Raw genomic sequence first — 24,728 nt, forward strand, 5'->3', positions numbered from 1 at the left:
ACCCACAAAAAGTAGACACCAATTAACCGCTCCTTTTGTAATAATGATTTTCATATTCAACCAGGCTTATATTGCCGATGGTTGAGTGCCTTCTAATTCGATTGTAAAACATTTCGATGTATTCGAATACACTCGCATAGGCTTCACTCAGGTTTTGATATGTCTGGGTGCAAATCTCTTCCACTTTTAATCTAGCAAAAAATGATTCCATTGCTGCATTATCCCAACAGTTTCCTTTGCGACTCATACTCGGCTTTATACGTTCGTCATATAGCGCCAACACATACTCCTTAGCACGGTATTGAACACTTTGATCTGAATGAAGTATCAATCCTGGCTCACGCCTCCTGCTTGCTACAGCCGTAACAAGCGCGCTTTTTATTAAATCTGTCGTCACGGTTTTATCAAGCGACCAACCAATAATTTTTCGTGAGAACAGATCCATAATTACGGCAAGGTACCCCCCCACCTCGAATAGGAATATAGGTGATATCGGACACCCATTTCCTGTTCAGTTCATTCGCCTTAAAGCAACGCCCTAAAAGATTCTTTGCAATATTATTTTTTTTGTGACGCCTGCCGAACTGTATTTAACCCCCTTTCCGTTACGTGCCCTTAAACTCTCTTCTGACAACAGTTTTGTCACAGCATTAACCGAACACGTAAGACCTTCCGAACGAAGCTCGGCAGCCAACTTCTGCGCCCCATAACGTTTTTTTAGTTTCTCAAACATCTCCTTTGTTGCTTAGCGCACAATCTCTCGATAACGAGCCTAACAGCCAGAGCGACTTACTTTCAACCATTTGCACATTTTGTGCTATGGGCAACTTCTCTCGATACGACCCTACAAAGGCATACCTCACCAATTTGGTTTACTGAAGTATGCCGTCGCTTTTTTAGGAATGCATTCTCTTCTTTTCGGTCACTCAGTTGATGCTTGACTTCTATTACCTCTTCGTTTTTTTTGGAGTAATCAACACCATTAAATGGTCTATCGGAGAGCCTTTTATACTGACGACGCTAATTACAGATCTAATCAGGGCAAATACCCAGCTCTCGTGCCACTTCCACTTTCATATTTTTATTATATAGCTGAAAAGAAAAAGGAATAAGTGTAGCAAGACCACGTCTGTCATATTCTTAATTTACGAATACTTACAATATCCACCGAGGAAATCCCCCTCCAGTAGAATTCAAGTATTTGGCTGCTGAGAAAGTCTTGCAGCCAATACAGTTAGGTTTTATCCCCAACATTACTAATATAAACGTCTGTGATTTTGACATTACGAAGATCATTCATATCTGCCTACGTATGAAATGATAAGCAGAAAATCAGAATATATGATAAGAGAATTAGAACCTTTCTCATTAAATTCTCCCTTGAAATATCGGGTCGATGCTCAGCACCAACCTGCTGAAGCGGACTTATTGTGGTAGGTTGACATGCCCAGACGCGTTTACACCGAAACCCAACCACCATTAACTGTCTTGCTGTAAATATTTTATCTAGATATCCTTAAGATATATATAATAAATTCCGTTTGCATTCATTACAGGACAAGAGCCAGTAGAAAGAAGCACAACATCTTTGCCTGAAGCAAAGGCCATTAGCAATGCCGAGTACTTTTCTTTAAACAAGGTATCACTTTCCAAAAGAACCCATCTATCTCCGCCAGAACATTCTGACGTATTATCAACTCCGTCGACCCAAACCGAAACTACGTTACCTTCCAGAATAATCCTAGAAACTTTCCCAGATTCCTGCACCGATGCAGACGATGAAAATGAAATAACTATCAATACAAAAAATAAAATTAATATGCGCATATCCTCTCCAAATTACTGGATAATTCATAATATTTGACTAAAAAAGCAAACGACCAGCAAGTTCAAAACATGCCAAAATTTTATATAATACTTAAACGGCTTGCTATAACTCACTCACCTACAACAAAGTAACCTTCTATTTTTTTATTGTAACTCCAACCATTTTTGCAAGTTGTTACGTCTGCTCAAGACCAAAAAATCTGTACGTTAGCTTTCGATGCGAATGCCAACAGTGCCATACTTTCGTCTGATTTTGTTGGAAGACTTATATAGTTAGTCACACCACTATCAATATCTAACCTTATAGAAATAGTTTCAAATTGAGCCCACTTATATATATTTCTAATCGGCCCAACACAGGAGACCTCTCCAAAATAGCTGCCACTAATAGACTACAAAAAAACAAATGAAAGAAGGTTTCTCATATTTATATACTCACAGTGATAACCATTTAACAATCAACAGATTGTCCGACAATATGCTGCATCTGCTAAAACGGAGTTTGAGGAAAATGCACAAAAAACAACAAGGTAAGGTAAAGAGGACTGGTCCCTGCTGTTATTTCGTATATCCATTTAGCGAATTTATTATACCTCTCCTAGTCAATCTGTCCATCATCTCAGTACATGTTCGCTATATTGGAAATAATGTAAAGATCGATAAAAAATTTTCCCTTTAAATTCAAACAGTTATAAAGTCAGAATTTTTATCTTCCATTTCCCATATCGGTTCAAAATACTGTACATAATATTTACATAAATTATAAGCTAGCCAATAGAAAGATGAAGATGAGAATCAATGTGATTAGGGAAATACCCTGCTGTTTAGTTAACTATATCAGGCATTATGCGTTCTAAAAGTAGAACAGAAGGAAAGTATTTTTAGTTCAGAATGCGATTTATTACCTGCACGCTGTCATCCGCTAACAATTTGCTATTGTTATCTCGCAATACCATTAAGGAAACCATGATTTTATTTTGGGTATAAATATCATAGTTTTCGAAGTTTTGATCGATCATATTTAACAACTCAACCTGATCACTACTCTTACGTAGCTTTAAAACCTGGGTAAGCTTTTTAATGTCAGCTATTTTCTCTGTGCTACCACTTTTCTGGTATAACCTTTCCCTAAGATTCTCTTTTACTTTTTCTACTGAAGAAAAATGCCAATATAGCTGCTCGTTTTCAGCTTGATATTGAGAGTAGTCGTAGTTTTCCAATACGTCATACACCTCTTCAGCTTGTTGTAAAATCTCTGGACGACCAAGTAATCCCAGATATTCCTGGTCATATCCATCACTCAGCACATTGAGTGCAGCCAACTGCACCTCCGGATTGGAGTGATATTGTGCCCAACCCAGTAGTTGTTCAGTAAATTCATAGGGCTTGTGTGGTGATATGGCATTTAGCGCGGCTGCGAATGCTTTGGGATTGGCTTCCGCATTCTGAATCAAGTCATAAAATAACGCGATCTTCGCTTCACGCTCGACTCCCTGATCAAGAAAGAACGTATCGATTATTTTTTTTAACTCCCATATTTCTTCCAGAGTGTCAGCCTGCATCATCAAATATGTTATATTTTCTTTCAGCAGATCGGTATTCATACTCTCTTTAACTTCTTCGACAACAGAGGAATCTCCTCGCTTGGAACTTATCTCTTTCCCTATTTCATAGATTTTATTATTCTCTACTGAGAAATCGATAACGCCCCCCTCTTTATTTACCGTATCCACCCTCTCATTAACAGGCTTAACAGCAGCAGTATCACCTACTTGTTCCCAGCGAATCCAAATCTGAACACCGGCCCCAGCAACAATCAAAACCAATAGAAAGGTTAGCGTTTTATTTTTCATATTCATGAGCCAATTTTTCACCAACAATTCATATGCAAAGAAAGGAATAATTTCTATTCAATCAAAACCACCTAAGCAAAAAAACATTTATAAAATATTAATTTATTTTGAAAAATGATATTTTTAAACCCACGACAAAATATTTTTCTGTAAGAAGCAGGCCATAAGGCCTGCTTCTTTAAAAAGAAAATACTATTAATTTCCCATACAGATATTATAACGCTCTATCCAACATGCACTTTGCTGATTTGTGCCACAGAAAGAATTAGCATATTGAGTACACTGAGCGGGATCACCCGAACCACCACTGCTACTGCTTCCTGTGCCACCGCTGCTGCTTCCGCCGCTACTTGAACCTGTTCCCCCACCAACACATGGGCCGTATTTATCGATACAGTAATTGAAATAGTAGTTCCAAGTACTATAGTTACTTCGACTGGCTCGTTGGTCTGCATAATTTTCACAGTATTGAATCAGCTCGGGTCCGTTACCGGGCGAAGGATTTGGGCAATATGCCATACTCAACGCCGAAACCACCATCAATACTGAAAAGGCAAGTAGTTTTACTGAAAAACTCGTATTTTTCATTTGTTATTCTCCGAATAATTATTTTTCTAGAAGTAGAACATACCGATCGCAGCATTGTTATTTACGTAATTTATTCATTCCCTTTTCACTTCTAGAGATGTAGGCGCGATCAAAAATTAGCGTAGCACACGACAACAGGCAATCAATTGTTTGTTTTGTAAAAAAATGTAACTCTATGCGTCACACACGTATAGAAGTTAAAAACTCATTTTTAAAACTTATTAAAAAAGGAAATAAACCACAACATTATTGCGACATAAAAATGATTTATCGTCCAAAAACCAATTACACTCAGCCATTCTTAACACCAAGTGAAATTAACGCATTTACCGCCACCCGCTTACTCCCCTACAAAAAATACGGATAAATATTTTTAATAAGAACAAAACTTAAAAACAAACACTGTTTTTATTAAAAGCCAACACAAAAATAAACAACCAGACCCCAAAATAAAAACCATCCAGGCGCCATTTAACACTCAATGAATTATGCGCACACTCAAAAAACTTATTGATGTGATTTTTCTTGCAGGTGATTTTGCTTAAGATTAATCGATACAGTTATACCGGGTAACCGTATAAACCATCGATGAAGTGATGTCGTTATTTTCTATTTAAATTCGCAGAAAATAAAAAAGCCACACTGATATAAGCATGGCTTTTGGGAAAGATAATACTGGAAAGTTATCGTAGATTAATAACCGTTTGTGTTACCTGGTCAGCGGTTTCGATGGTTTTTGCACTGGCCTGGAAGTTACGCTGCGCGATAATTAACGCAACCAGTTGCTCAGACAAGTCCACGTTCGACTCTTCCAGCGCGCCGGCTTGAATGGTTCCCAAAGCCCCAATTCCAGGCGCATTGTAAACCGGCTCACCGGAATCAAAGGTTTCGGCCCACATGGTATTACCCATCGGTTGCAGTCCATTTTCGTTGGAGAAGTCCGCAAGCTCCACCTGCGCTAATACTAAGGATTCACCATTAGTGAAGCGCGCAAAAATCACCCCTTCATCATCCACCGTCAAACCTGAAAGCTGGCCCGTTGTATAACCGTTCTGGTCGATATCTCTAACAGAGAATGCAGAACCAAATTGTGTCGTACCGTCCAGGTCAATCACGAAGTTGGATGAGGTGGGCGGATTGGGAATCGGCAAGGTTCCATTATTGTCCGCACTTAATGACCCATTGGGATTGCCGTTATCATCCATAGGTACCCAGTTGGTAATTTGCATTATTGGCGTATTGCCGTCATCTAAAGAACCGTCTTCGTTAAACCTGAGTGTAAAGGATTGTCGAGTGGGTTCAACACTGGGCGGCACAGGATTGCCGATATCACGACCATCGATTTGCACATACATGGTCCATTGGTTTGGAGCATTAGTTGTAGAAACCGGCATGGATGGATCGTAGCCTTCTTTGACGAAGTATTGTGTCATCACATGGGAGACACCAAAACTATCGTAGATCGTCATTGAGGTGGCACTGTTGTAGGTAGACTGATCTGTAGGGTCGAAAGCATTAATGGTTTGCTCGGTAAAGAAACCACTACCCGGCGCATCGTTAATTAATGGGAATATACCCGCTCCACCAAGGCCACCATCCGAAGAAGGAGCATTTGCCACGGCGTAGTTTTCATCAACGATCATGGTAATAACACCACCCACGACCACGGAGTTGGTTGATGCATCTTCAGCAGATGGAATGGTTAAACCGCCGCCGGTTTCTATTTCCAAAACTTCCGGTGAAGAGGAATCCGTACCATAAATTGTGACACTATCTCCATCACCACCACCGGCAATGGAAATCCGAATATCTTCCCCTGAGGCAGAATTAATTATCAGGTTACCAGTTGTTTCGTCGATGGTTGCTGAAATGCCGGGTAAGGTGGTGGCTGTGCGTGAATTAATTTCCGTACCTAAATCGGTTTCATTGGCAACGGTCATAGTTACGCCATTGATGGTGATATCCATAGAACCGGGTGAACCAATAAGCAGTGAGATATCCATATTCACGGTGGTTTCTGCCGAGGCAGTAATACCTTCAATCGCGTTTAATTCGGCGGCGGTTTCTGCTGCGGAGGCACCAGCTTCAGACACAAAGGTCGTAGTCGTTCCATTTGGGTCGGTAATTGAAAGAGCATCAGATAAATAGCCATTCGAAACAGCTGGCTCACCGGTAACAACAGATAAATTACCCGCGTCCAGAGCCAGTAAGGCTTCGTTACCACTGGTTGGTGTAAAGGTAATAACCGAGGCTTCCCCCGATTGCAATGCAGTAAAGTCGATGGAATAGCTGCCACCGCCATTATCAATTAACCTCGCCACAGCGCTCACACTCGGTACATTGGAAAGAAGCTGCTCATTAATACTGGCGACCATCACTTCCAAATCGCGTTTTGAGTCAATGGTTGCTGGTACACCATTTGCGGTGTTCAGCGTAACGGATACAACATCGTTGCCGGTACTGGCATTTTGCACTTCCAGATCAAAAGTAATGTCTGTGGTACTAAAATCAATTGCCAAAGGCGTTGCAGGTGTGACGGTGAAGTTGCCACCGCTTAATGTTGATGTGGTGGCCGAGGTTAAACCACTTTCTGCCGCGCCAACCACAACACCGGTACTGTTATCAAACCCCATACCTGTCCGCTGTAAGACATCTTGCGTGGCATCCAGATTTAATCGTGAACTTACCAGGGTAGTTTGCCTGGGGTCCAGATCGGTTCTTTGAATGCGGATATCAGTTGGAATCCCACCCAGGTTGCCATTTTCATCGGCGATGGAACCTTGTAAGCGAGCACCTACATTATTCACAACGTAACCGTCGGCATCCAAACCAAATGAACCTGCTCGGGTATAAAGTGTTTCACCATCCCGGTTTAAGATAAAAAAACCAGTTCCGTTGATTGCCATGTCCAATTCATTTTCGGTAAAGGTCACATTCCCCTGCGAAAAGTTTTGTGCAATATCTTGAATCTGCACCCCACTCCCGGCAATGGTTGTTCCTGCCCCGAGAACAGAAATGGCATAAACATCACCAAATTCAACACGAGATCCTTTGAAGCCTGTGGTTGACGCGTTGGCAATATTATTACCTGTCACAGACAACTCAGTGGAAGCGGCGCGAATACCACTTAACGCTGTATCAAAAGGCATGGTCTTCTCCTACTACATCAAAACTTTTCTACACATTCAAAGTGCTACAACCTACTTTGAAATATTACTCATTAAATTGTTTAACATCCGACAAGCTAACCGGACCAACACCCGCAAGGTTCAAGGTAAGCTGTCCATCTGCTCCGACAGTCACACTATTCACGTTGGCGCTTAACGCTGTTTGCAATTGTTTTGGCTTACTGTCGATGGATGCGGTAATTTCAAACTTATAGATACCAGGTCCAACACCGTTTTCGTGGCTGCTTGTCCAATCTAATAAGTCGCCATTCACTTCGGCATTTAAACCATCCCAGCGCATAACCAGTTCACCGGCGGGTTGTTCTCCCAGAGAAATCTGATCAACCAACTCGCCACTGTCGGTGTAAATATTTACTCTGACCTCACCGGTGCTTGCCGGTATATCCACACTGGCACTGATTAAACCGCCGCTAACCAACATAGTTTGTTCCGATGGCACTGACACCGAACGTCCAACGAGTGTCGACGCCTGCAGTGCCTGGTTGGCAACAAATGAATTAGCGAATTGATCAAAGCTGTTATTTAAACTGTCCAGACTTTCAACCGAGCTAAACTGGGCAAGCTGTGAAATAAATTCTGTATTGTCTTGTGGACTGAGCGGATCCTGATTTTCCAACTGCGTGATCATCAGTTGCAAAAAGGCTTTTTGCCCCAGTTCATCCGAACCCGCCTTTTCGTCATTCTTTTTAATGGCGTAGTCCGAGAACACATTGTTCGAGGCTGCAGAAACTTCTGTCATGATTTAATCCTCACAATCACTACACACCACAACTGATTATTGACCAAGTTGAAGAACACGTTGCATCATGGTTTTTGCCGAGTTCATTACTTCAACATTAATTTGAAATGAACGTGATGCCGAAATCATGTTCGCCATTTCTTCAACCACATTCACATTTGGGTAATACACATAGCCCTCTTCATTTGCCATCGGATGATGAGGTTCATAGCGTTGTTGTAAAGGTGCATCGCTTTCAACAATACCGGCAACAGCAACGCCAGCACTGGCATCTTCATTCAGGGCATTGGTACCATCATTCGCTTTCATCATGCTGGCGTGAACGGCAGAAAAAACCGGATGTCGTCCACGGTATGTTTGACCTGAACTGGAGCTGGCTGTCTCAGCGTTGGCGATGTTACTGGCGGTAGTATTTAACCGAACGCTTTGTGCGTTCATGCCTGAGCCGGCGATATCAAAAATAGTATTTAAGCTCATTACTCACCTCGAATCGCTTTGGTAAGGCCTTTAAACTTACTGTTTAAAAACGTAAAAGTGGCTTGGAATTCCAAATTGTTTTTCATGAATTCAGCATGCTCAACCTGCTCATCCACAGTATTGCCATCAATTGAAGGCTGGCCGGGGATGCGGTATAAGGTTTCCGCTTCACCCGCTTGCATACTCGACTGATTGATATGGCCTTTCACTGTTGATTTCATACTTAGGGAGGATGTTGATGTTCCCATTTGCGCTTTCAGTGCTGCCTGGAAATCAATGTCTTTCGCTTGATAGTTAGGCGTATCGGCATTGGCTATGTTTCCGGCCAGCAGGCTCGCCCGTTGCGTGCGCAACTGCAACGCCGCTTGGTGAACCCCTAATGCTTTGTCAAAGCTAATACCCATCACACACTCTCAATCATGAATTAAATTTACTTACACAAAGACATTGCAACGACTGTGCCAAAGAAATATGTGATTGATTTTATTAGGTTTTTTATTTTTCCAGGCAATACAGTCAGAGTAAGCGGCAATCTATTTCCGCTGCCGTCACGAGCACAATTTCCCTCGACAAAAGCTCTGATAAACAGGCAATAGAAAGCAAATAAAAGAATGGAACCACAGGGGGAAAATGGCACTCACACCAGAAACAAATGATCATGCCACGAATATTAGACTGGTTTATTTAGCGCGATATAACACACCGGGATTGCAGTTCACGACTTCAAATAAGTCTGCCGCACCAGCCAGAGATTCTGACGCGCCAAGGTATAACACACCTTTAGGTTTCAGGGCGGCGTGCATTCTGGTTAAGATGTTTTTCTTTAATTCACCGGAGAAGTAAATAAGCACATTTCGACAAAAAATAATGTCGAATTTCCCCAGTAGCCCGTAGCTATCCTGCAGATTTAATTGACGAAAAGTAACACATCGTTTTATTTCAGGTTTAACTTCCCAGGTTTCATTTCCATGAGGGGTAAAGAAGGTTTTCAATCGTTGTTCAGACAAGCCCCGACCGATAGAAAGCCGGTCATAAATCCCTTGTTTGGCCTGATCTAACACATTACTGGATAAGTCTGTTGCAACGATTTCGGCTGAGATTCGCGCCCCACCCAATGCGCTTCGACGGTACTCATCAACGACCATACTGAGTGAATATGGCTCCTGCCCACTTGAACACGCTGCCGACCAGATACGCATTTTGCCCATTGCGTTGACTTTAGCAAACTCGGGTAACAACTTGTGCCTAAGATGCTCATAGGGGTAGGAATCGCGAAACCAAAAGGTTTCGTTGGTCGTCATCGCGTTGATGACTTTTTGCCTGAGGTCGCGCTGCGATGGCTGTTTTATCAGCCGAGTAAGGTCAACTAAAGAGTTACAGTTATTTTCAGAAAGTATTCTGCGAATTCTTGTCGCAACCAGATATTGTTTATTGTCCGCCAGATCTATACCGGCTATTTCTTGTAGGTAATCGCGAAATTCCTGAAATTCGCCGGACCCCAAGGTTACGCTCTCTGCTTTATGTCGAATCACTCGATTTATTCCAAAAACCTGCTTTATGCTTTTGTTTGTCTTTATTCTACGTAACCAACCAGCTCTTTCATTCGGTCGTTCACGCGCTTGGCCAGTTCATCTGGATGGAACTTGGCAAGGAAATCATTTGCCCCGACTTTTTTAACCATGGCCTCATTAAATACACCACTGAGGGATGTGTGAAGCACGATATGTAAGTCTTTTAATGCCGGATTAGCCCGAACTTCTGCGGTAAACGTGTACCCATCCATTTCGGGCATTTCAATATCGGAAATCACCATCAGAATTTCTTTGTATGGATCTTTACCATCTTCAACCAAGTGAGTCAGATATTCCAGCGCTTCTTTTCCATCTTTTTTAACTGTGGTTTTCACTCCCAGCGCTTCAACCACTTTTTGAATCTGTTTACGTGCAATTGAAGAGTCGTCCGCAATAAGGATGTGTTTGGAAACAGAGATTTCTTCCTGAGCTTCCTCGATGGCTTTCTCAGAGACGTCAGAAGGCAAAGGCGAAACTTCGGCTAACACTTTTTCAACATCAATTATTTCTACTAATTTACCATCGACATCGGTCACAGCCGTTAAATAGTTTTCTCGACCGGCACCTCTGGGTGGTGGGTGGATATCCCCCCAGTTCATATTAATAATTCGCTCCACACCTTTTACTAAAAAGCCCTGGGTTGAGCGATTGTATTCGGTAATAATCACAAAACAATTTTGGATATCTTCAAGCGGCGCTCTTCCGGTGGCCTGCTTTAAATCCATAATAGGAATAGTACCACCACGAATATGTGCCACACCCCGAATAACCGGATTACGCTTAGGGATTTCATTTAACGGTGGACATTGCAAAACTTCTTTTACTTTGAAAACATTGATTCCGTAAAGTTGAGCATCACCCAAGTTAAACAATAAAAGCTCAAGCCGGTTCTGCCCGACTAACTGCGTTCTCTGATTGACGCTGTCTAACACACCCGCCATAAAAACCTCTGTATCTTCACGAAATCGACATGCCTGTGGTCTACACTTTGTGTTGGGCACGTACCTTGCAATATCACTCAATAAATTCAACTTACCCCTTGTGTACGACAGTTTTCTGACACACACAAACGTAAGCATACGCAGACCGTACTTACAGCATAGGACACAAATCATGGCACTACGCAGTTTTTTAGTTGTTGCTCTATTGGTTTTCTGCTCACCATCCGTGCTGGGTCAAGACTATCAGGATCTCGCATTTTTAAGCACTGCGGTGAAACAACATGTGACTCAGGAATTGATTGATGAATATGGCCGCAAGGAATTTGAAAACAATATTGAAATCCAGGTAAGTAGCATTGATCCCAGGCTTAAGCTGGCGAGTTGCGAAAATGGCCTGCAGTTTTCAACCATTAAACAAGGGTATAACGCGCAAAAATTCTCGGTTAAAGTGCGCTGCGACAGAGATCAGCAATGGACTATTTATATCCCGGTTTCGACGGATGTGTATGCAGATGTTGTGGTCGCAGCCTATAACCTTCAACGCGGAGAAGTGGTTACAGAAGAAAGTTTGACCACCAAAAGGATGAATACTTCTCTACTTAATAGCAGCTTCATCATGTCTGCTGAGCGAGCAATTGGCAAAGAAACCAAACGACCAATCAGAGCTGGCGAGCCGATTCGGTTGTCTGGCCTGACGGAAACCAATGTCATCAATCGTGGAGATGCAGTAACCATAGAGGCATCTCTCTCCGCCCTCATGGTAACCGCGCCCGGTGAGGCAATGTCTTCGGGTTATGTAGGACAGCAAATTCGGGTAAAAAACACCAAATCCAGCCGTATTGTTGACGCTATCGTGGCAGGTCCTGGCAGAGTAACAGTGATGAATGCTCATTTGCTGGCAAACTCATCTAATAGGTAAAAAAAAGTTAAAGTTGCATAAAAAACTGCCGATACTCTGTGTAGACAGTTAAAATTTGTGGCATATAGCGCACAAAAGGTAGGTTAAGATCATGGTTATTGATCCGAGTAACAGTATCCACACAAGCCATATGGCGGCCAATAAGGCCAAGCCGGCGGCTCAACGAGAAGCGAAAGCGGAAGTCTCAAACGACACCAGTTCCGAGTCCGCCAGTGATAATGTGTCGCTCAGCATTTCCGGTAAAACCCTGGCTCAGGTTGAAGCAAGCCTGGCTGAAGCACCAGATATCGATGAAGCGAAAGTCGCTGTAATTAAAGCCGCTATCGCGAATGGTAGCTACAAGGTTGATCCGGACAAAATCGCCGCTAGCATTCTTGCTCAAGAGAGCCTGTACTAATAAAAAAGTCAGGCTCTTTACCTCTTTTCCCCTCTCTTCTGCCACATCGGCATAAAAACTGCTCTAGTCTTAATATGAGTCATTAACAACACGTTAATGTCAATAAGTTGACCCTGGATACTCAGTTATGACTTTGGCGAATACACAAACAAGCTCCCCCAATCAGCAAGATATCGAGCAACAGGTTGCCACTGATATAAACGCGTGCAAACAGTTACTTCGCTTATTAACAGATGAATCAGAAGCGCTGAAACACCGCGATGCAAATAAGCTTGAGGAAATCATTAACAGCAAGCTGGCATACCTGGCTCAACTGGAACAAAGTGCCAATCTGCGCAGCCAGTGGCTAAAAGTACCGATAGAACAAGCCGCTGATAAATGGGACGAACTGTTACTCAGTTTCCAAAACCCCGGCCTGCAAGCCGCATGGAAGAATCTGCAAAAGCTCGTTGAAGAATGTCGGGTAAAAAATGAAACCAACGGCAAAATGCTGGCCCGAAACCAGCAGGTATATTCCCGCCTGGTCAATATCGTGCGCGGCCAGACGGATGCCCCTTCCCTTTATACTGCAACAGGAAACGCTACCGGTGGCTATAACCGGGGAAATTCCGTCGGCGAAGCATAATCACTTTGATACCTTAAGTAGCAAGCTTTATAATTGCGCGTTCTAAAGAGGTTCTGAGAATTCAGTTTTTTAGAACCTCTCCAAGTAACGCTCCCGTAGTTGAATGGATACAATAGGGTCCTCCTAAGACTTAGGTGCTGGTTCGATTCCAGCCGGGAGCGCCATCTCACAAATAAGGCGAGTAAACGCCACCTATTGGCTTGTTGTTGATTCCCATGAATTTATTGATATTGCAACCCGGGCAACTCAAAGGTGCGTTGGCACACCTTTCCCCCCGACAATCCAACCACGTGCTGAAAATATTACGCCTGAATACAGGGGATTCGCTACAGGTTGGAATCCTCAACGGTATGATCGGCAACGCCCACATTGCATCAGTGGATGGGGAAAACGTCATAATCGAAGTGGACATGCTGAATCAGATACCCCCACCCGCCTTGCCTTTATCCATCATTCTTGGTTTACCCCGCCCACAGATGATCAAACGCATACTGCAAACAATCGCCACAATGGGCGTTGCTGAATTACATTTGATTCAGTCTAGTCGGGTGGAAAAGAGCTTTTGGCAATCCCCATGTTTGCACGAACAGGCGATTCAGGATCAACTGCTACTTGGGTTAGAACAAGGGAAAGCTACGCAACTACCTAAAGTGCATTTTCACCAACGCTTTCGACCGTTTATTGAGGATGAACTGGAATCACTTTCTGCTGGAGCAAAAAAAATAATCGCCCACCCAGGAGATTATCCCTTCTGCACACCCCACACTGAAGAGCGAAAAATCTGCCTTGCAATTGGCCCGGAAGGCGGTTTTTTGCAGCAGGAAGTTGAGCGTTTTGTTGAGTGTGGTTTTGCACCAATACAACTTGGCGAACGTATATTGAAAGTGGAAACGGCTATTCCGGTATTAATTGGCAAGCTGTTTTAGAGCTGGAATGACTTCCTTAAGCTTAGGCGATATTGATTTTCTTTTTCGCCAACAGGCTGACGAACTCTCTAGGCGCAACCGGACGGCTGCATAGATACCCTTGGTAGTATAGACAACCGTATTCCTGAATAAGGTTAAGCTGAGCCGCAGTTTCCACACCCTCAGCAACCACTTCGAGCTCCAACATCTTACCCATAGCACTGATCGTTTCGACTAAGGCCCGATCATTACGGTCGATGGTAATGTCACGAACAAAGCTTTGGTCAATTTTGAGAATCGACACAGGTAAACGCTTTAAATAACTGATCGATGAATACCCGGTACCAAAATCGTCCAGGGCAAAGTTGATCCCTTTCTTTTTGAGTTGCTCCATAGTGGCAACCGTTTCTTCAAGGTTATGGATAACAATGCCTTCGGTGATCTCCATTTCCAGCAAATAGGGCGAGAAATTATCTCTTTCCAGGCGCTCGGTGACCGCCTCGACGAAGTTAGCTGAACGGAATTGGCGAGGGCTGATATTTACTCCCAGGCGCATATCATCGGTCCAATAACCTGTATCTTGCCATTCCTTAACCTGTCGAATGGCTTCTTCGATAACCCACATGCCCACATCCACAATCAGGCCTGAGGTTTCCAGAATCGGGATAAATTCTGCCGGAGAAATCATCCCCCGTTCGGGATGCTCCCAACGCAATAGCGCTTCAGCACCAACGATTTCAGAGGTCGCGGTGTGTACCCGTGGTTGATAGTGCAGACTGAAACTGCCATTTTTCAGCGCCGAATGCAGATCCCCTTCCATCACCAACACATTGCGCGCTTTGTCAGTCATATATTTGTTGAAGAACTGAATGGCGTTACGGCCCTGCTCTTTCACTTGGTACATGGCCGCATCAGCGTAACGCAGCAACTCATGCACCCCGGCACCGTCTTCCGGGTAAATCACAATGCCCACGCTACAGGTAACATGTAATGTTAAATCGTTGTGTTTGTATGGCTGGGAAACACTTGAACGTATTCGCTCACCAATTTCTTCGACACGCAGAATGGCACTAGGCAGATCATGGCCAAGGTTGGTGATGACCACCACGAACTCATCCCCGCCTAAACGCACAACCAAATCATTTTCTGTAGCGATGGTCAGTAAGCGTTCAGCAACATGCTGTAAAACACCGTCACCCGCCGGGTGTCCAAGCGAGTCATTAATGTATTTGAATTGGTCGAGATCGATAAAGAGCAAGGCGCCGAGGAAGTTTTGTGCAGAAGCCTTGCGCAGTTCCTCTTCCAGACGCTCAACTAGATAACTGCGGTTGGGTAAATCCGTTAACGCATCGTGGTACGCCATGTGCTCCATTTGCGCTTGCGTGGCTTTCAGTTCGGTAATATCGGAAGACACCACCAACGCAACCACTTCGTCATAGAACTCCATGGGCATAACGTGGGTATGCATGGAACGCTCGTTATTGTCCGTATCGAGCCATATTTCTTCCCACACCTGCACGCTGTTTTTCGATGAGATCACTTGCGAATCAATGCTCATCACCTGTTTGGGGTCGGCAATGAAATGCTGAGTAAAGTCGCTAATATGCGAGCCTCTCATCGCCTCTGGTGAGGTATCCAAAAAGTCGGCCAATGCCTTGTTGGCAAAAATATAGTGACCATCTTTATTTCGTGCACCAACCCACACAGGCAGGCTGTCGATAATCTGGCGAACGTGCTCCTCACTCTTACGCAACACCACTTCCACCGCACGCCGTTTGGCCAAGGCCAAATCTACTGCGTCCAGAAGCTGGTTACCACTATCCACCAGTTGCTTCAGCTCGTCATTATTATGCGACTTCGGCATGGATAAGCGCTGCTCACCTGGCGAACCGGGGTTTATCTGCTTCATTTCCGAGGAAATACGTATCAACGGCTTGGTCAGCAAGTAATGGAACGCCACAAACAAGAACATCACCAAAAGGAAGCTGCGAATCAAACCGATGACGATGACTAAAAAGGAATGCTGGTAAAACGGTGTAAAGGCCGAATCCATATCCACCACAAAGCTAATATGCCCACCCACGCCAGTGTGACCGGGAATTTCCAGCGGTGAAGAAAAGGGCTCAAGGTCATTGGTGATTTGTCTGGTTAACCAGACGGTGGAGGAATCTTTTCGGACTTTACTGGATGCAGCTAGTTCATTACCTAGCTCGTCTTCGATGATGACCGCAATAATAAAGTCATAGCGCATGAGGCCAGTGGCAACCTCGGCGGCAAGCATATTGTCCAGAGTGTGTACTGCCCGGGCGGCGGGAGGGGTGGAAACTTCGGTAATGCGGTTGATCAGTCGATTAACTTCGGTTTTCTGTGCCTGATAATCGATATAGATTTGCACAGCGCTCATAAAGATACCCACAAGCAAGGCGACAACAACGCCTATTTTTGCGAGTCTAAATGATATGCCCTGAAAAAAACCTTGCACTGAATACCTTTATTTTTTGCTTTTCAAGCACTGCTTCAAACAAATTTATCCATAGGGTCTATTTTTTATACATTACTGTACTAAACACACCCTCTCGCCACTCTGTCGATGACGTTTTTGCTTAAATGTTTATTTCGTTGTGAAGGGCGACAGTTTAGCCTAGTTACACAACCAAAGATAAGCATATTTGGGGCCGACCTTACGGCTCTTAACTAATCTTAGACGCTTTCGAGCCAGTTAGCAGGGTAAGGCTCAATATCCCCCTTTTGAATTACCTAAATAACGGGGTAAATCAATCCCCCAGATTCAAAGCAGGGATCACTTCATGAACACCTACCTCCGCCCCCCCCGTATGAGCCTCGATTTGGGGCCGGAATAGGTCTTCGTCCGTTTCCTGCTCTTCTCGGTCAGGCAAAGGCTGGGAACGGTCAATCTCCATGTTAAAGAAATCAAACAGGTTAGTATCCGCCAGCTGGGAGGGTGAAACACGGCCCAATGCGGCAAAAATGGTGTCCACACGCCCAGGATGGGATTTCTCCCATTGTGCAAGCATCTGCTTAATCGCCTGTCGCTGGAGATTTTCCTGGGAACCACAGAGATTGCACGGAATGATGGGGAATGCTTTCTGTTCAGCGTAGGAAGCGATATCCAACTCATTACAGTAGAACATGGGACGAATCAAGATATTGCGTTTATCGTCGGCGAGCAGTTTGGGCGGCATGGATTTTATCCGCCCGGCATAAAAGAGGTTCAAAAACAGGGTTTCCACCACGTCGTCCCGGTGATGCCCTAATGCGATTTTAGTCGCACCGATTTCTTCGGCAAAACCATAGAGCGTTCCCCGGCGCAAACGTGAGCATAAACCACAGGTCGTTTTTCCTTCTGGAATGACCCGCTTGACCACACTGTATGTGTCCCGCTCGATAATATGGTAGGGAACACCCACGGATTCCAGATACCTTGGCAGCACATCTTCAGGAAATCCTGGCTGTTTCTGGTCCAGATTCACAGCAACCAGTTCAAACTTAACAGGTGCAGTACGCTGTAGCCCCATCAGGATATCCAGCATCGCGTAGGAGTCTTTACCACCGGACAGGCAGACCATCACCTTGTCGCCTTCAACGATCATGTCAAAATCGGCAATGGCTTTACCAACATTTCGCCGTAAACGCTTTTGCAGCTTATTAAACTCAAGCCGGCTTTTTCGTGTGTTATCCAAGGGAACTCCGCTGAACTTCTGTGGGGGCGCTATTGTACAGAGTCTCGCTGCAGCTGTGAACGAGCCCGAGCCATAGGCAAAACGGCAACAACAAAGCGGCCAGACGGGAAAAGAATTACCGGGTTCTGTGTATGAGCCGGAGCTCAATCTATAGCAGTAACACCATTAACTCCAGCTTTTATCAAGGACGCCAGCCATTTTGGTTAAGTCCGCACAATCAGGCATGCTCATTGCACTATGATTATTAGAATACAAAATCACTACGTTCTTAATCTTTAGGCAGATAGAGGTTTTATGAAGTCAGTATTTAATACTTCATCGTTCCTGAACACATTATTAGGTCGCACCGAGGCACAGGAAAAACTCACCCCGGTGGTCAGTGAGACCGTACAAGTACCGAATAAAACCTGGCTCGACTGGGAAGCAGAAATTCTGCTCAACGCACAATATAACCACCAAATACTCAGCGTCCATATGGAAGACCAACCTGAGAATATGCAAACCGTACTTCTGGAGATGGATCTATTTGCCTCTGAATTGCTCGTGGACAGTATTTATCCGTTGTCGCTGCCAAAGCTAACCGACGTCAAGCGCAACCGACAATCGATATGGCTACAGGTACGCTACGGAAAAGGCTACTACCGGTTAGAAACCCATATCCATGAGTTGCTGCCAAAAACATCCGGCACACTCATCAGTTTAAAAATAGATAACGCATATTTCACTGACAGCAGACGCTGGAACCCCCGCATTCATTTCGCCACTCGTCAGGGGCCCTCTGTCGAAATTTATCCTGCACATCAGCCAAGAATCAAAGGCTGGCTGTCCAACCTGAGTAATCAAGGCTGCATGATTGAGACCTATGGCCAAAAAGATCGTCCGGATTTTTCGGGTCAAAACCAAGTTCGATGTGATTTTCAATTTAATGAGCACTTCGAATTAAGCGTCTCCGCCAAAATATTACAAAGTAATTATTTCCGTCAGCCCTGCTGTTTTTCAAAAACCCGCTTACTCTTTAATCGGCTGTCCCATGTTGAACGGGAACAGATCAATACCTTCATCGACATGTATTCACAGGCAGATAAATTTTTGAACAGTGCCGCATAGAACCTATTTAGCGTATCGAATTGAACTATACCGGGTGATCCCTTTATCATTGAGCATACATGCATGTGATAGTGGGAAATACCTTGAATCATTCCGCCTCTATAGTCGAACGAGATAAACAATACATCTGGCACCCCTACTCTTCGGTAAACAATGACAATCCCCTTTATGCGGTTGCTTCGGCTTCTGGTGTGCGCATCAAGCTGGAAGATGGCAGAGAGTTAATTGACGGTATGTCATCCTGGTGGAGCACCTTACATGGCTACAATCACCCGGAACTGAACCAGGCGGTTATTGAACAAACTCAAAAAATGGCACACGTTATGTTCGGCGGGCTAACCCATGAACCTGCCGTATCACTGAGTGAGAAACTGGTGCAATTGTCTCCGGAGGGATTAAGCAAAGTCTTTTTATGTGACTCTGGTTCCGTGGCGGTTGAAGTGGCAATGAAAATGGCCATTCAGTTTTGGTTATCTCAGGGGAATAAACGCAAAAACAAGATGCTGAGTTTACGTAGTGGATATCACGGCGATACCTTTGCCGCAATGTCAGTCTGCGACCCGGTTACCGGTATGCATCATATGTTCTCCGAAGTACTGCGGGAACAGGTGTTCACAGAGTCCCCACAATGTAAATTTAATGACCCTTGGCAGGAAACCTATATACAGGACTTTCAGCAAAAAATATCTGACAACCGCCAGGATCTGGCGGCAGTCATTCTCGAACCTATTGTGCAGGGAACCGGTGGAATGAAATTTTATTCGCCAGAGTTCCTTCGCCGGGTAAGACAGTTATGCGATCAACATAACGTTTTGCTTATTGCTGATGAAATCGCCACCGGCTTCGGCCGAACAGGAAAACTGTTCGCCTGCGAACACGCACAGATTTCACCGGACATTATGTGTTTGGGAAAAACCCTGACTGGCGGTTATATGACATTGGCAGCAACTCTCTGCACAGAACAAATCGCAGAAGGTATTTGTCACGGTGATGCCGGTGTGTTTATGCATGGTCCCACTTTTATGGGCAACCCGCTTGCCTGTGCTGTCGCCAACAAAAGCATCGAATTACTACTAAAAAACAATTGGCAGCAACAAGTTTCGCGTATCGAACAGCAGCTCATACAAGAACTCGCACCAGCCGCATCATTTTCTCACGTAAAAGACGTTCGGGTTTTAGGCGGTATTGGGGTAATTGAGCTACACAACCCAGTAGACTTACGCTTAATACAACCGAGACTGGTAGACAAAGGGATCTGGTTACGCCCCTTCGGTTCCCGGGTTTATACCATGCCACCGTACATTATTGACCAGACAGATTTGTCGCAGTTAACACAAGCAACCTGCGAAGTAGTCGAAGGATTGGAAACAGTTTGAGATTACTGACAATTATCTTGCGATAAAGAATAGATGGCGGTGACGGTTCTCCCGCCATCGGAATACTCAATAAATGAGCAAAGGTTCTGCAACAAGGCAAGCCCCCTTCCATGGGCATTATCATTTGCTTCCTGCTGGTTGAGATAACGTTGGAAATCAAAACCATTCCCGGAATCCGTAATGACCAATCTAATCTGGTTTGGCTCGCCCCTTAAATAGGCAATATCCATTTTTATATAGGCATTAGTAATACTATTTAGCTTTTGCTCTCTCAATTGATAGTAACGCTCAAAACCATCGGCGGATTCTTTTAACCCAGAGTCTAATCCAAGTACCCCGTGTTCCAGCGCATTACTAAACAATTCACTGACTATGGTAAAAAATTTATCCTGGTGAATTTCTATTCCCCGAATACAACTGACCAAATCCAACACTTGATGCATTATTTCAGGGTTTTTCAAATCCTGATTTTCCACATTCATGGAAAAATCCCAGGGAAAAGAACTTGCATTGTAATAATCCTTAGTAACATCAACCAATTCCTGGGTTTCTTTATTTCGATGTGTTACCGGCCCCGTTAAGATCTCAACAATTGAGATGTCGTCATTCTGCTCCGTCTCACCACAAAACACCTGCACCGCGTCGCGAATCCTATCTACCATATTGCCAGAGCCCGCGATCACCATATCTTCCAACCGTTGTAAACCAAACTCTTCTCCATCTGCATTCTGTGCTTCATTTACGCCATCGGTATAGAGATAAATTCGGTTTTGTTCAGTGAACTCCAAGATACGAACTTCTTCATCAAACTCTTCTTCACATAACAAACCCAGGGGCATATGAGCAGATTCAATTTTTTGTAACCTACCTTCAGGTGAAACACAAAGCATATCGTTCATGCCACCAGACCAAACCGTGAGTGACTTTCCAAGATAATCCATATGAATCAGGGTGGCACAAAAGAACATATTGGACGGTAGTAATTTGTTTAATCTGGAATTAATTTCAATCACAATTTGTCCGACGCTGACGTGACGAGCCACTTGGGAAAAAAAGATCTCTGAAACTGGCAGACTGCCAATCGATGCGGCTAACCCATGCCCGGTAAAATCGCCAACCAAAATATAAACGCCGCCGGAGGGAGACGGACTGACAAGAACCAGATCACCATTAAACATGGATGCAGGTGAAGTGTATTTTTGTATATTGTCGCAATAAGTGGTGGTTCGGTTGGCACTATTGAAAACCTGCTCAACAACTAAATGCTCCCGATCCATAAGCTGTTTATGAAAAGTCAGCTCAGCGTGTGCCTTCTTAAGATTGTTGTACAGCGCGAGGGAACGACCATGCGCGTTCACTTTTGCAATCAGTATGTTTTCATTAACAGGTTTGGGAACGAAATCGTCGCCTCCAGCTTCCAGACATTGCGATACTACATCCGCATCATCCAAGGCGGTGACAAATATCACCGGAGTCAAACGCTCTCCAAACCCTGCTTTAATTTTTTGTGTCGCCGTAATGCCATCCATTTCCGGCATGTTGATATCCATTAAAATCAGATCAATAGACTCGTCAGCGGCAACCAAATCACATGCTTCAATACCATTGGTTGCAAAACAGCACTCATGGTGTTCGTCTTCCAGTATTAACGCCAGTAACTCGCGGTTGTACCCGTGGTCATCTACGATCAGTATTTTCATCTCAATGCTCGAGGACGATTACTCGATATCAAATTTTTTATCAAATCGTGAAATCGAAAAGATTTTCCGTATCTGGTCGTTGGCATTAATGAGTTTTATTTTAATATCCGACGATGAAAAAAAGTTTTTCGCGTTGATCAACATACCCAAAGCAGAGCTATCCATATAGCGCGTATTGCGAAAGTCGATATACAGAGTCTTACGTCTGAGATCTTTTAAACTTTCATAGCTTTTTCTAAAGCTTTCCACCGCACCAAAATCAAAACGCTCACCCAAGGACAAAACGATTTCATTCTCGCTTTTATTGCTAACCACAATACTCATGAGGACTCCTATAAAGCAGTAGCAGGTGTTAATACAACTCTATATCGCCCGTACTTTTTGGTGATGACGATGCAGAAATATGTGTTACGGGAGGCAGAGCGGACAATCTCGATTGAGTTGACTTGATGAGTTCCATCACGTCCTGACCTTCGGTCTTTGAAATATGACAGGCATGAATTACCGCAGTTAATTGTGTGGCTACGGCCACCACCTTTTCTGCCTGCTGGGAAACTCTATCAGCGGACTGCAACGCTTCGATCGCTCGGAATATCTCCTGATTAATTTCCTCACCAATACTTGCACCTTGGGCAACGCTATCCGTTACTTTTTCATTTACATGCTCAAGCTCTTTAAGCATGGCATCCAAGTGACCTTTAGCATCTATTGCAATATTCATGTCTAAAGAAGCAATATCCCCTACCACTTCTTCCACATTTGTCACTGTGGCTTTAGCCGTTTCTGCACGCTCGCGAATCTGTTCGTTGAGGGCATTAGAATCCTGGGAAAGTTTTCTGACCTCATCTGCAACAACCGCAAACCCTCGACCTGCTTCGCCCGCTCGTGCCGCTTCAATTGCGGCGTTCAATGCGAGTAGATTGGTTTGGTCAGCAATTCCACGAATGTCACTAATCAGCACAAACATACCGTCCAAGTGTTTTACCATATCCTGAATGTTGTGGACGGCCTGGACACTTTTATCGCTGATATCAATAAATAGTTTGACGTAGTCATCCAGAATACTGCCGACTTCATGGGCAAAGCGTTTTAATGATACTTCGGATTTTGCATCAGCATTATTTGATAAACGATCGACGATACCCATCAGTAGATCTTTTTCGGCATTGGCCGAACTGGATAATCCCTGGAAAGAGTTATGCAACCGCATACTGGAATCTTCGATGGTATGACGAATGTCCATAGCCAAGTCGTTTAGCCGAAGGCACAGCGGTTCTGCGTGAGATTGAACCTGATCGGAAATCGCGTTCAATTCTCTGGTTATGTCTTCAGATGATGCCTCGGATTCTTCCTGTTCATTTTCCTGCTGCATAACCATATAAACAGCCAAACCACCTAATATAAGTATGGTGATTACCGGCACTATACGAGACTCGAACACAAATACTGCACCTATCGACAGTAACGTAAATATGACAATCGCTATAATTTTACTGGTTGAGCTCTCCACTAATACCCTCACTACTCATCTAATATGTGACTCAAGACGAAAGGACTCGGCCCATTTCTAGGATGATTCATGTTTAAGGTTAGACGGCACACTATGTTAGCGCCAACAATGGGTCGAGGATTCATCTAGTTAGTGAGGGTATCGGCGGCAAAGCCGAAAGGAAGAGAGAAGAGAACCAGGGAGCAGAGAAAATGCCCCCTGATTATCGGGCATGATGTTATGCGAGGCTGTATATTCCAACGGCTTTAGTCACAGCAGCAAGCAGCGGGGCCGCCTTGTCTCGCGCTTTAGCCGCACCTTCGCGTAGTTTATTTTCCACTAAAGATGGGTCTTCCATCAGCGCATTATATTGTTCGCGCGCATCCGAGATTTCAGCATTAATCAATTCAAATAATTGGCGCTTGGCTTCACCCCAGGCGATCCCATTTTCAAACTCTTTGCGCATGTACTCAGTCTGTTCCGCATTGGCAAAAGCCTGCCACACCTGAAATACAGTGGAAGTATCCGGGTCTTTGGGCTCACCTGGCTCTAACAAATTGGTTTTGATTTTGTTAATGTGTTTTTTAAGCTGTTTTTCGGTAAGGAAAAGCGGAATGGTATTGTTATAGCTCTTACTCATTTTGCGTCCATCCAGCCCCTGCAAAACAGCGACAGAGTCGTCAACAATCGCTTCTGGCTGCGTAAAGTGCTCACCAAAATGGTGATTAAATCTTCCTGCAATGTCTCTTGCCATTTCAATATGTTGAATCTGGTCTTTACCAACGGGAACCTTATGGGCGTTGAACATCAGAATATCTGCCGCCATCAATACCGGGTAGCCAAATAGCCCCATGGTCACACCAAAATCCGGGTCTTCGCCTTCTTCCTGGTTTTTATCAACAGCCGCTTTGTAGGCATGTGCCCGGTTCATCAACCCCTTGGCGGCCATACAACTCAAAATCCAGTTTAGCTGTGAGATTTCAGGAACATCAGACTGACGGTAAAAAACAACATTGTCAGTATCCAAACCCAATGCCAGCCAGGTTGCCGCGATTTCTTTGGTTGATTGGTGTACCTTGGCTGGGTCCTGGCATTTAATCAACGCATGTAAATCTGCCAAAAAATAAAAGGAATCAAACTCCCCGGTTTTGCTTGCCGCAATTGCTGGTCGAATAGCGCCAACATAATTCCCCAGGTGAGGCGTCCCCGTGGTGGTTATTCCTGTAAGTACGCGTGGTTTTGTCATTGTTTTATTATCTCAGTATGTGACTCAGGGTTTCGTGCAGCGAAACTCCGTTAAAGCAGGAGGCAATAATACGCATTGG

At 44.2% G+C, this 24,728-nt stretch carries 23 protein-coding genes and 1 tRNA gene; 7 read left to right on the forward strand and 17 right to left on the reverse strand.

The features are described from left to right. Positions 1-22: 22 nt before the first annotated feature. The 11 genes from P5V12_RS13410 to P5V12_RS13455 form a co-directional block, all read right to left on the reverse strand. On the reverse strand, positions 23-445 hold the full coding sequence (locus P5V12_RS13410) for a DDE-type integrase/transposase/recombinase (RefSeq protein ID WP_316953593.1): 423 nt from the start codon (positions 443-445) through the stop codon (positions 23-25). Between the two features lie 93 nt (positions 446-538). After that, complete coding sequence (locus P5V12_RS21790; protein ID WP_410483295.1) at positions 539-733, reverse strand: IS3 family transposase; 195 nt, start codon at positions 731-733, stop codon at positions 539-541. A 773-nt stretch (positions 734-1,506) separates the two neighbouring features. After that, the gene (locus P5V12_RS13415) at positions 1,507-1,827 is read right to left on the reverse strand and encodes a hypothetical protein (protein WP_316953594.1); all 321 of its coding nucleotides are present in this window, start codon (positions 1,825-1,827) and stop codon (positions 1,507-1,509) included. Between the two features lie 881 nt (positions 1,828-2,708). Beyond that, positions 2,709-3,686, reverse strand: a complete 978-nt coding sequence (locus P5V12_RS13420; protein ID WP_316953595.1) for a hypothetical protein — start codon at positions 3,684-3,686, stop codon at positions 2,709-2,711. Between the two features lie 189 nt (positions 3,687-3,875). Then, positions 3,876-4,268: a hypothetical protein gene (locus P5V12_RS13425; RefSeq protein ID WP_316953596.1), complete on the reverse strand. Its 393-nt coding sequence runs from the start codon at positions 4,266-4,268 to the stop codon at positions 3,876-3,878. Between the two features lie 683 nt (positions 4,269-4,951). Then, positions 4,952-7,417 (reverse strand): flagellar hook-basal body complex protein, encoded by a 2,466-nt coding sequence (locus tag P5V12_RS13430; RefSeq protein WP_316953597.1) that lies wholly within the window; start codon positions 7,415-7,417, stop codon positions 4,952-4,954. 64 nt (positions 7,418-7,481) lie between these two features. Next, on the reverse strand, positions 7,482-8,195 hold the full coding sequence (locus P5V12_RS13435) for a flagellar hook assembly protein FlgD (protein WP_316953598.1): 714 nt from the start codon (positions 8,193-8,195) through the stop codon (positions 7,482-7,484). Between the two features lie 36 nt (positions 8,196-8,231). Further along, positions 8,232-8,672, reverse strand: coding sequence for a flagellar basal body rod protein FlgC (flgC, locus tag P5V12_RS13440; protein ID WP_316953599.1), 441 nt, complete (start codon positions 8,670-8,672; stop codon positions 8,232-8,234). Then, positions 8,672-9,076 (reverse strand): flagellar basal body rod protein FlgB, encoded by a 405-nt coding sequence (gene flgB / locus P5V12_RS13445; protein ID WP_316953600.1) that lies wholly within the window; start codon positions 9,074-9,076, stop codon positions 8,672-8,674. Before flgB ends, flgC begins: the two co-directional genes overlap by 1 nt. A 276-nt stretch (positions 9,077-9,352) precedes the next feature. Further along, complete coding sequence (locus P5V12_RS13450) at positions 9,353-10,204, reverse strand: protein-glutamate O-methyltransferase CheR (protein ID WP_316953601.1); 852 nt, start codon at positions 10,202-10,204, stop codon at positions 9,353-9,355. Between the two features lie 41 nt (positions 10,205-10,245). After that, positions 10,246-11,184, reverse strand: coding sequence for a chemotaxis protein CheV (locus P5V12_RS13455; protein WP_316953602.1), 939 nt, complete (start codon positions 11,182-11,184; stop codon positions 10,246-10,248). 172 nt (positions 11,185-11,356) lie between these two features. Here P5V12_RS13455 and flgA point away from each other — a divergent pair, with 172 nt between their 5' ends. The 5 genes from flgA to P5V12_RS13480 all read left to right on the forward strand — a co-directional run bounded on the left by flgA (position 11,357) and on the right by P5V12_RS13480 (position 14,051). Then, positions 11,357-12,103 carry a flagellar basal body P-ring formation chaperone FlgA gene (gene flgA, locus P5V12_RS13460; protein WP_316953603.1) on the forward strand — a complete coding sequence of 249 codons (747 nt, stop codon included), beginning with the start codon at positions 11,357-11,359 and terminating at the stop codon, positions 12,101-12,103. Between the two features lie 91 nt (positions 12,104-12,194). Then, the gene (gene flgM, locus P5V12_RS13465) at positions 12,195-12,500 is read left to right on the forward strand and encodes a flagellar biosynthesis anti-sigma factor FlgM (protein ID WP_316953604.1); all 306 of its coding nucleotides are present in this window, start codon (positions 12,195-12,197) and stop codon (positions 12,498-12,500) included. A gap of 127 nt (positions 12,501-12,627) precedes the next feature. After that, a complete protein-coding gene (locus P5V12_RS13470) occupies positions 12,628-13,125 on the forward strand; it encodes a flagellar protein FlgN (protein WP_316953605.1) in 498 nt (165 codons plus the stop codon). 89 nt (positions 13,126-13,214) lie between these two features. Next, a tRNA-Arg gene (locus P5V12_RS13475) sits at positions 13,215-13,289 on the forward strand. Positions 13,290-13,340: 51 nt separating this feature from the next. Then, positions 13,341-14,051, forward strand: a complete 711-nt coding sequence (locus P5V12_RS13480; RefSeq protein WP_316953606.1) for a 16S rRNA (uracil(1498)-N(3))-methyltransferase — start codon at positions 13,341-13,343, stop codon at positions 14,049-14,051. A gap of 22 nt (positions 14,052-14,073) precedes the next feature. On the opposite strand, the gene P5V12_RS13485 is transcribed toward P5V12_RS13480, so the two are convergent. Both P5V12_RS13485 and ttcA read right to left on the reverse strand, forming a co-directional pair. Then, on the reverse strand, positions 14,074-16,512 hold the full coding sequence (locus P5V12_RS13485; RefSeq protein ID WP_316953607.1) for an EAL domain-containing protein: 2,439 nt from the start codon (positions 16,510-16,512) through the stop codon (positions 14,074-14,076). 292 nt (positions 16,513-16,804) lie between these two features. Beyond that, positions 16,805-17,731: a tRNA 2-thiocytidine(32) synthetase TtcA gene (gene ttcA, locus P5V12_RS13490; protein WP_316953608.1), complete on the reverse strand. Its 927-nt coding sequence runs from the start codon at positions 17,729-17,731 to the stop codon at positions 16,805-16,807. A 294-nt stretch (positions 17,732-18,025) separates the two neighbouring features. Here ttcA and P5V12_RS13495 point away from each other — a divergent pair, with 294 nt between their 5' ends. Together P5V12_RS13495 and bioA are read left to right on the forward strand one after the other, a co-directional pair. Beyond that, the gene (locus P5V12_RS13495) at positions 18,026-18,838 is read left to right on the forward strand and encodes a hypothetical protein (protein WP_316953609.1); all 813 of its coding nucleotides are present in this window, start codon (positions 18,026-18,028) and stop codon (positions 18,836-18,838) included. A gap of 59 nt (positions 18,839-18,897) precedes the next feature. Further along, entirely contained in the window at positions 18,898-20,214 is a 1,317-nt protein-coding gene (bioA, locus tag P5V12_RS13500; RefSeq protein WP_316953610.1) for an adenosylmethionine--8-amino-7-oxononanoate transaminase, read from the forward strand. 2 nt (positions 20,215-20,216) lie between these two features. Here the strand turns inward: bioA and P5V12_RS13505 are convergent, their stop codons facing one another. The 4 genes from P5V12_RS13505 to P5V12_RS13520 all read right to left on the reverse strand — a co-directional run bounded on the left by P5V12_RS13505 (position 20,217) and on the right by P5V12_RS13520 (position 24,649). Beyond that, positions 20,217-21,914 (reverse strand): fused response regulator/phosphatase, encoded by a 1,698-nt coding sequence (locus P5V12_RS13505; RefSeq protein WP_316953611.1) that lies wholly within the window; start codon positions 21,912-21,914, stop codon positions 20,217-20,219. Between the two features lie 18 nt (positions 21,915-21,932). After that, positions 21,933-22,238 carry an STAS domain-containing protein gene (locus P5V12_RS13510; RefSeq protein WP_316953612.1) on the reverse strand — a complete coding sequence of 102 codons (306 nt, stop codon included), beginning with the start codon at positions 22,236-22,238 and terminating at the stop codon, positions 21,933-21,935. 28 nt (positions 22,239-22,266) lie between these two features. After that, the gene (locus P5V12_RS13515) at positions 22,267-23,355 is read right to left on the reverse strand and encodes a methyl-accepting chemotaxis protein (RefSeq protein ID WP_316953613.1); all 1,089 of its coding nucleotides are present in this window, start codon (positions 23,353-23,355) and stop codon (positions 22,267-22,269) included. 286 nt (positions 23,356-23,641) lie between these two features. Then, complete coding sequence (locus P5V12_RS13520) at positions 23,642-24,649, reverse strand: tryptophan--tRNA ligase (protein WP_316953614.1); 1,008 nt, start codon at positions 24,647-24,649, stop codon at positions 23,642-23,644. Between the last annotated feature and the right edge of the window lie 79 nt (positions 24,650-24,728).

The sequence above is a fragment of the Teredinibacter sp. KSP-S5-2 genome (assembly GCF_032773895.1).
Taxonomy (GTDB): domain Bacteria; phylum Pseudomonadota; class Gammaproteobacteria; order Pseudomonadales; family Cellvibrionaceae.

Bases quoted from the DNA above. Each gene is read 5' to 3' on its own strand.
- P5V12_RS13505 (WP_316953611.1), bottom strand. From the start codon at position 21,914: ATGAAAATACTGATCGTAGATGACCACGGGTACAACCGCGAGTTACTG.
- flgB (WP_316953600.1), bottom strand. From the start codon at position 9,076: ATGGGTATTAGCTTTGACAAAGCATTAGGGGTTCACCAAGCGGCGTTG.
- P5V12_RS13435 (WP_316953598.1), bottom strand. From the start codon at position 8,195: ATGACAGAAGTTTCTGCAGCCTCGAACAATGTGTTCTCGGACTACGCC.
- P5V12_RS13495 (WP_316953609.1), top strand. From the start codon at position 18,026: ATGAAGTCAGTATTTAATACTTCATCGTTCCTGAACACATTATTAGGT.
- P5V12_RS13410 (WP_316953593.1), bottom strand. From the start codon at position 445: ATGGATCTGTTCTCACGAAAAATTATTGGTTGGTCGCTTGATAAAACC.
- bioA (WP_316953610.1), top strand. From the start codon at position 18,898: ATGCATGTGATAGTGGGAAATACCTTGAATCATTCCGCCTCTATAGTC.
- flgC (WP_316953599.1), bottom strand. From the start codon at position 8,672: ATGAGCTTAAATACTATTTTTGATATCGCCGGCTCAGGCATGAACGCA.
- flgA (WP_316953603.1), top strand. From the start codon at position 11,357: ATGGCACTACGCAGTTTTTTAGTTGTTGCTCTATTGGTTTTCTGCTCA.
- P5V12_RS13455 (WP_316953602.1), bottom strand. From the start codon at position 11,184: ATGGCGGGTGTGTTAGACAGCGTCAATCAGAGAACGCAGTTAGTCGGG.
- flgM (WP_316953604.1), top strand. From the start codon at position 12,195: ATGGTTATTGATCCGAGTAACAGTATCCACACAAGCCATATGGCGGCC.
- P5V12_RS13510 (WP_316953612.1), bottom strand. From the start codon at position 22,238: ATGAGTATTGTGGTTAGCAATAAAAGCGAGAATGAAATCGTTTTGTCC.
- P5V12_RS13425 (WP_316953596.1), bottom strand. From the start codon at position 4,268: ATGAAAAATACGAGTTTTTCAGTAAAACTACTTGCCTTTTCAGTATTG.
- P5V12_RS13520 (WP_316953614.1), bottom strand. From the start codon at position 24,649: ATGACAAAACCACGCGTACTTACAGGAATAACCACCACGGGGACGCCT.
- P5V12_RS13430 (WP_316953597.1), bottom strand. From the start codon at position 7,417: ATGCCTTTTGATACAGCGTTAAGTGGTATTCGCGCCGCTTCCACTGAG.
- P5V12_RS13470 (WP_316953605.1), top strand. From the start codon at position 12,628: ATGACTTTGGCGAATACACAAACAAGCTCCCCCAATCAGCAAGATATC.
- P5V12_RS13480 (WP_316953606.1), top strand. From the start codon at position 13,341: ATGAATTTATTGATATTGCAACCCGGGCAACTCAAAGGTGCGTTGGCA.
- P5V12_RS13420 (WP_316953595.1), bottom strand. From the start codon at position 3,686: ATGAATATGAAAAATAAAACGCTAACCTTTCTATTGGTTTTGATTGTT.
- P5V12_RS21790 (WP_410483295.1), bottom strand. From the start codon at position 733: ATGTTTGAGAAACTAAAAAAACGTTATGGGGCGCAGAAGTTGGCTGCC.
- P5V12_RS13415 (WP_316953594.1), bottom strand. From the start codon at position 1,827: ATGCGCATATTAATTTTATTTTTTGTATTGATAGTTATTTCATTTTCA.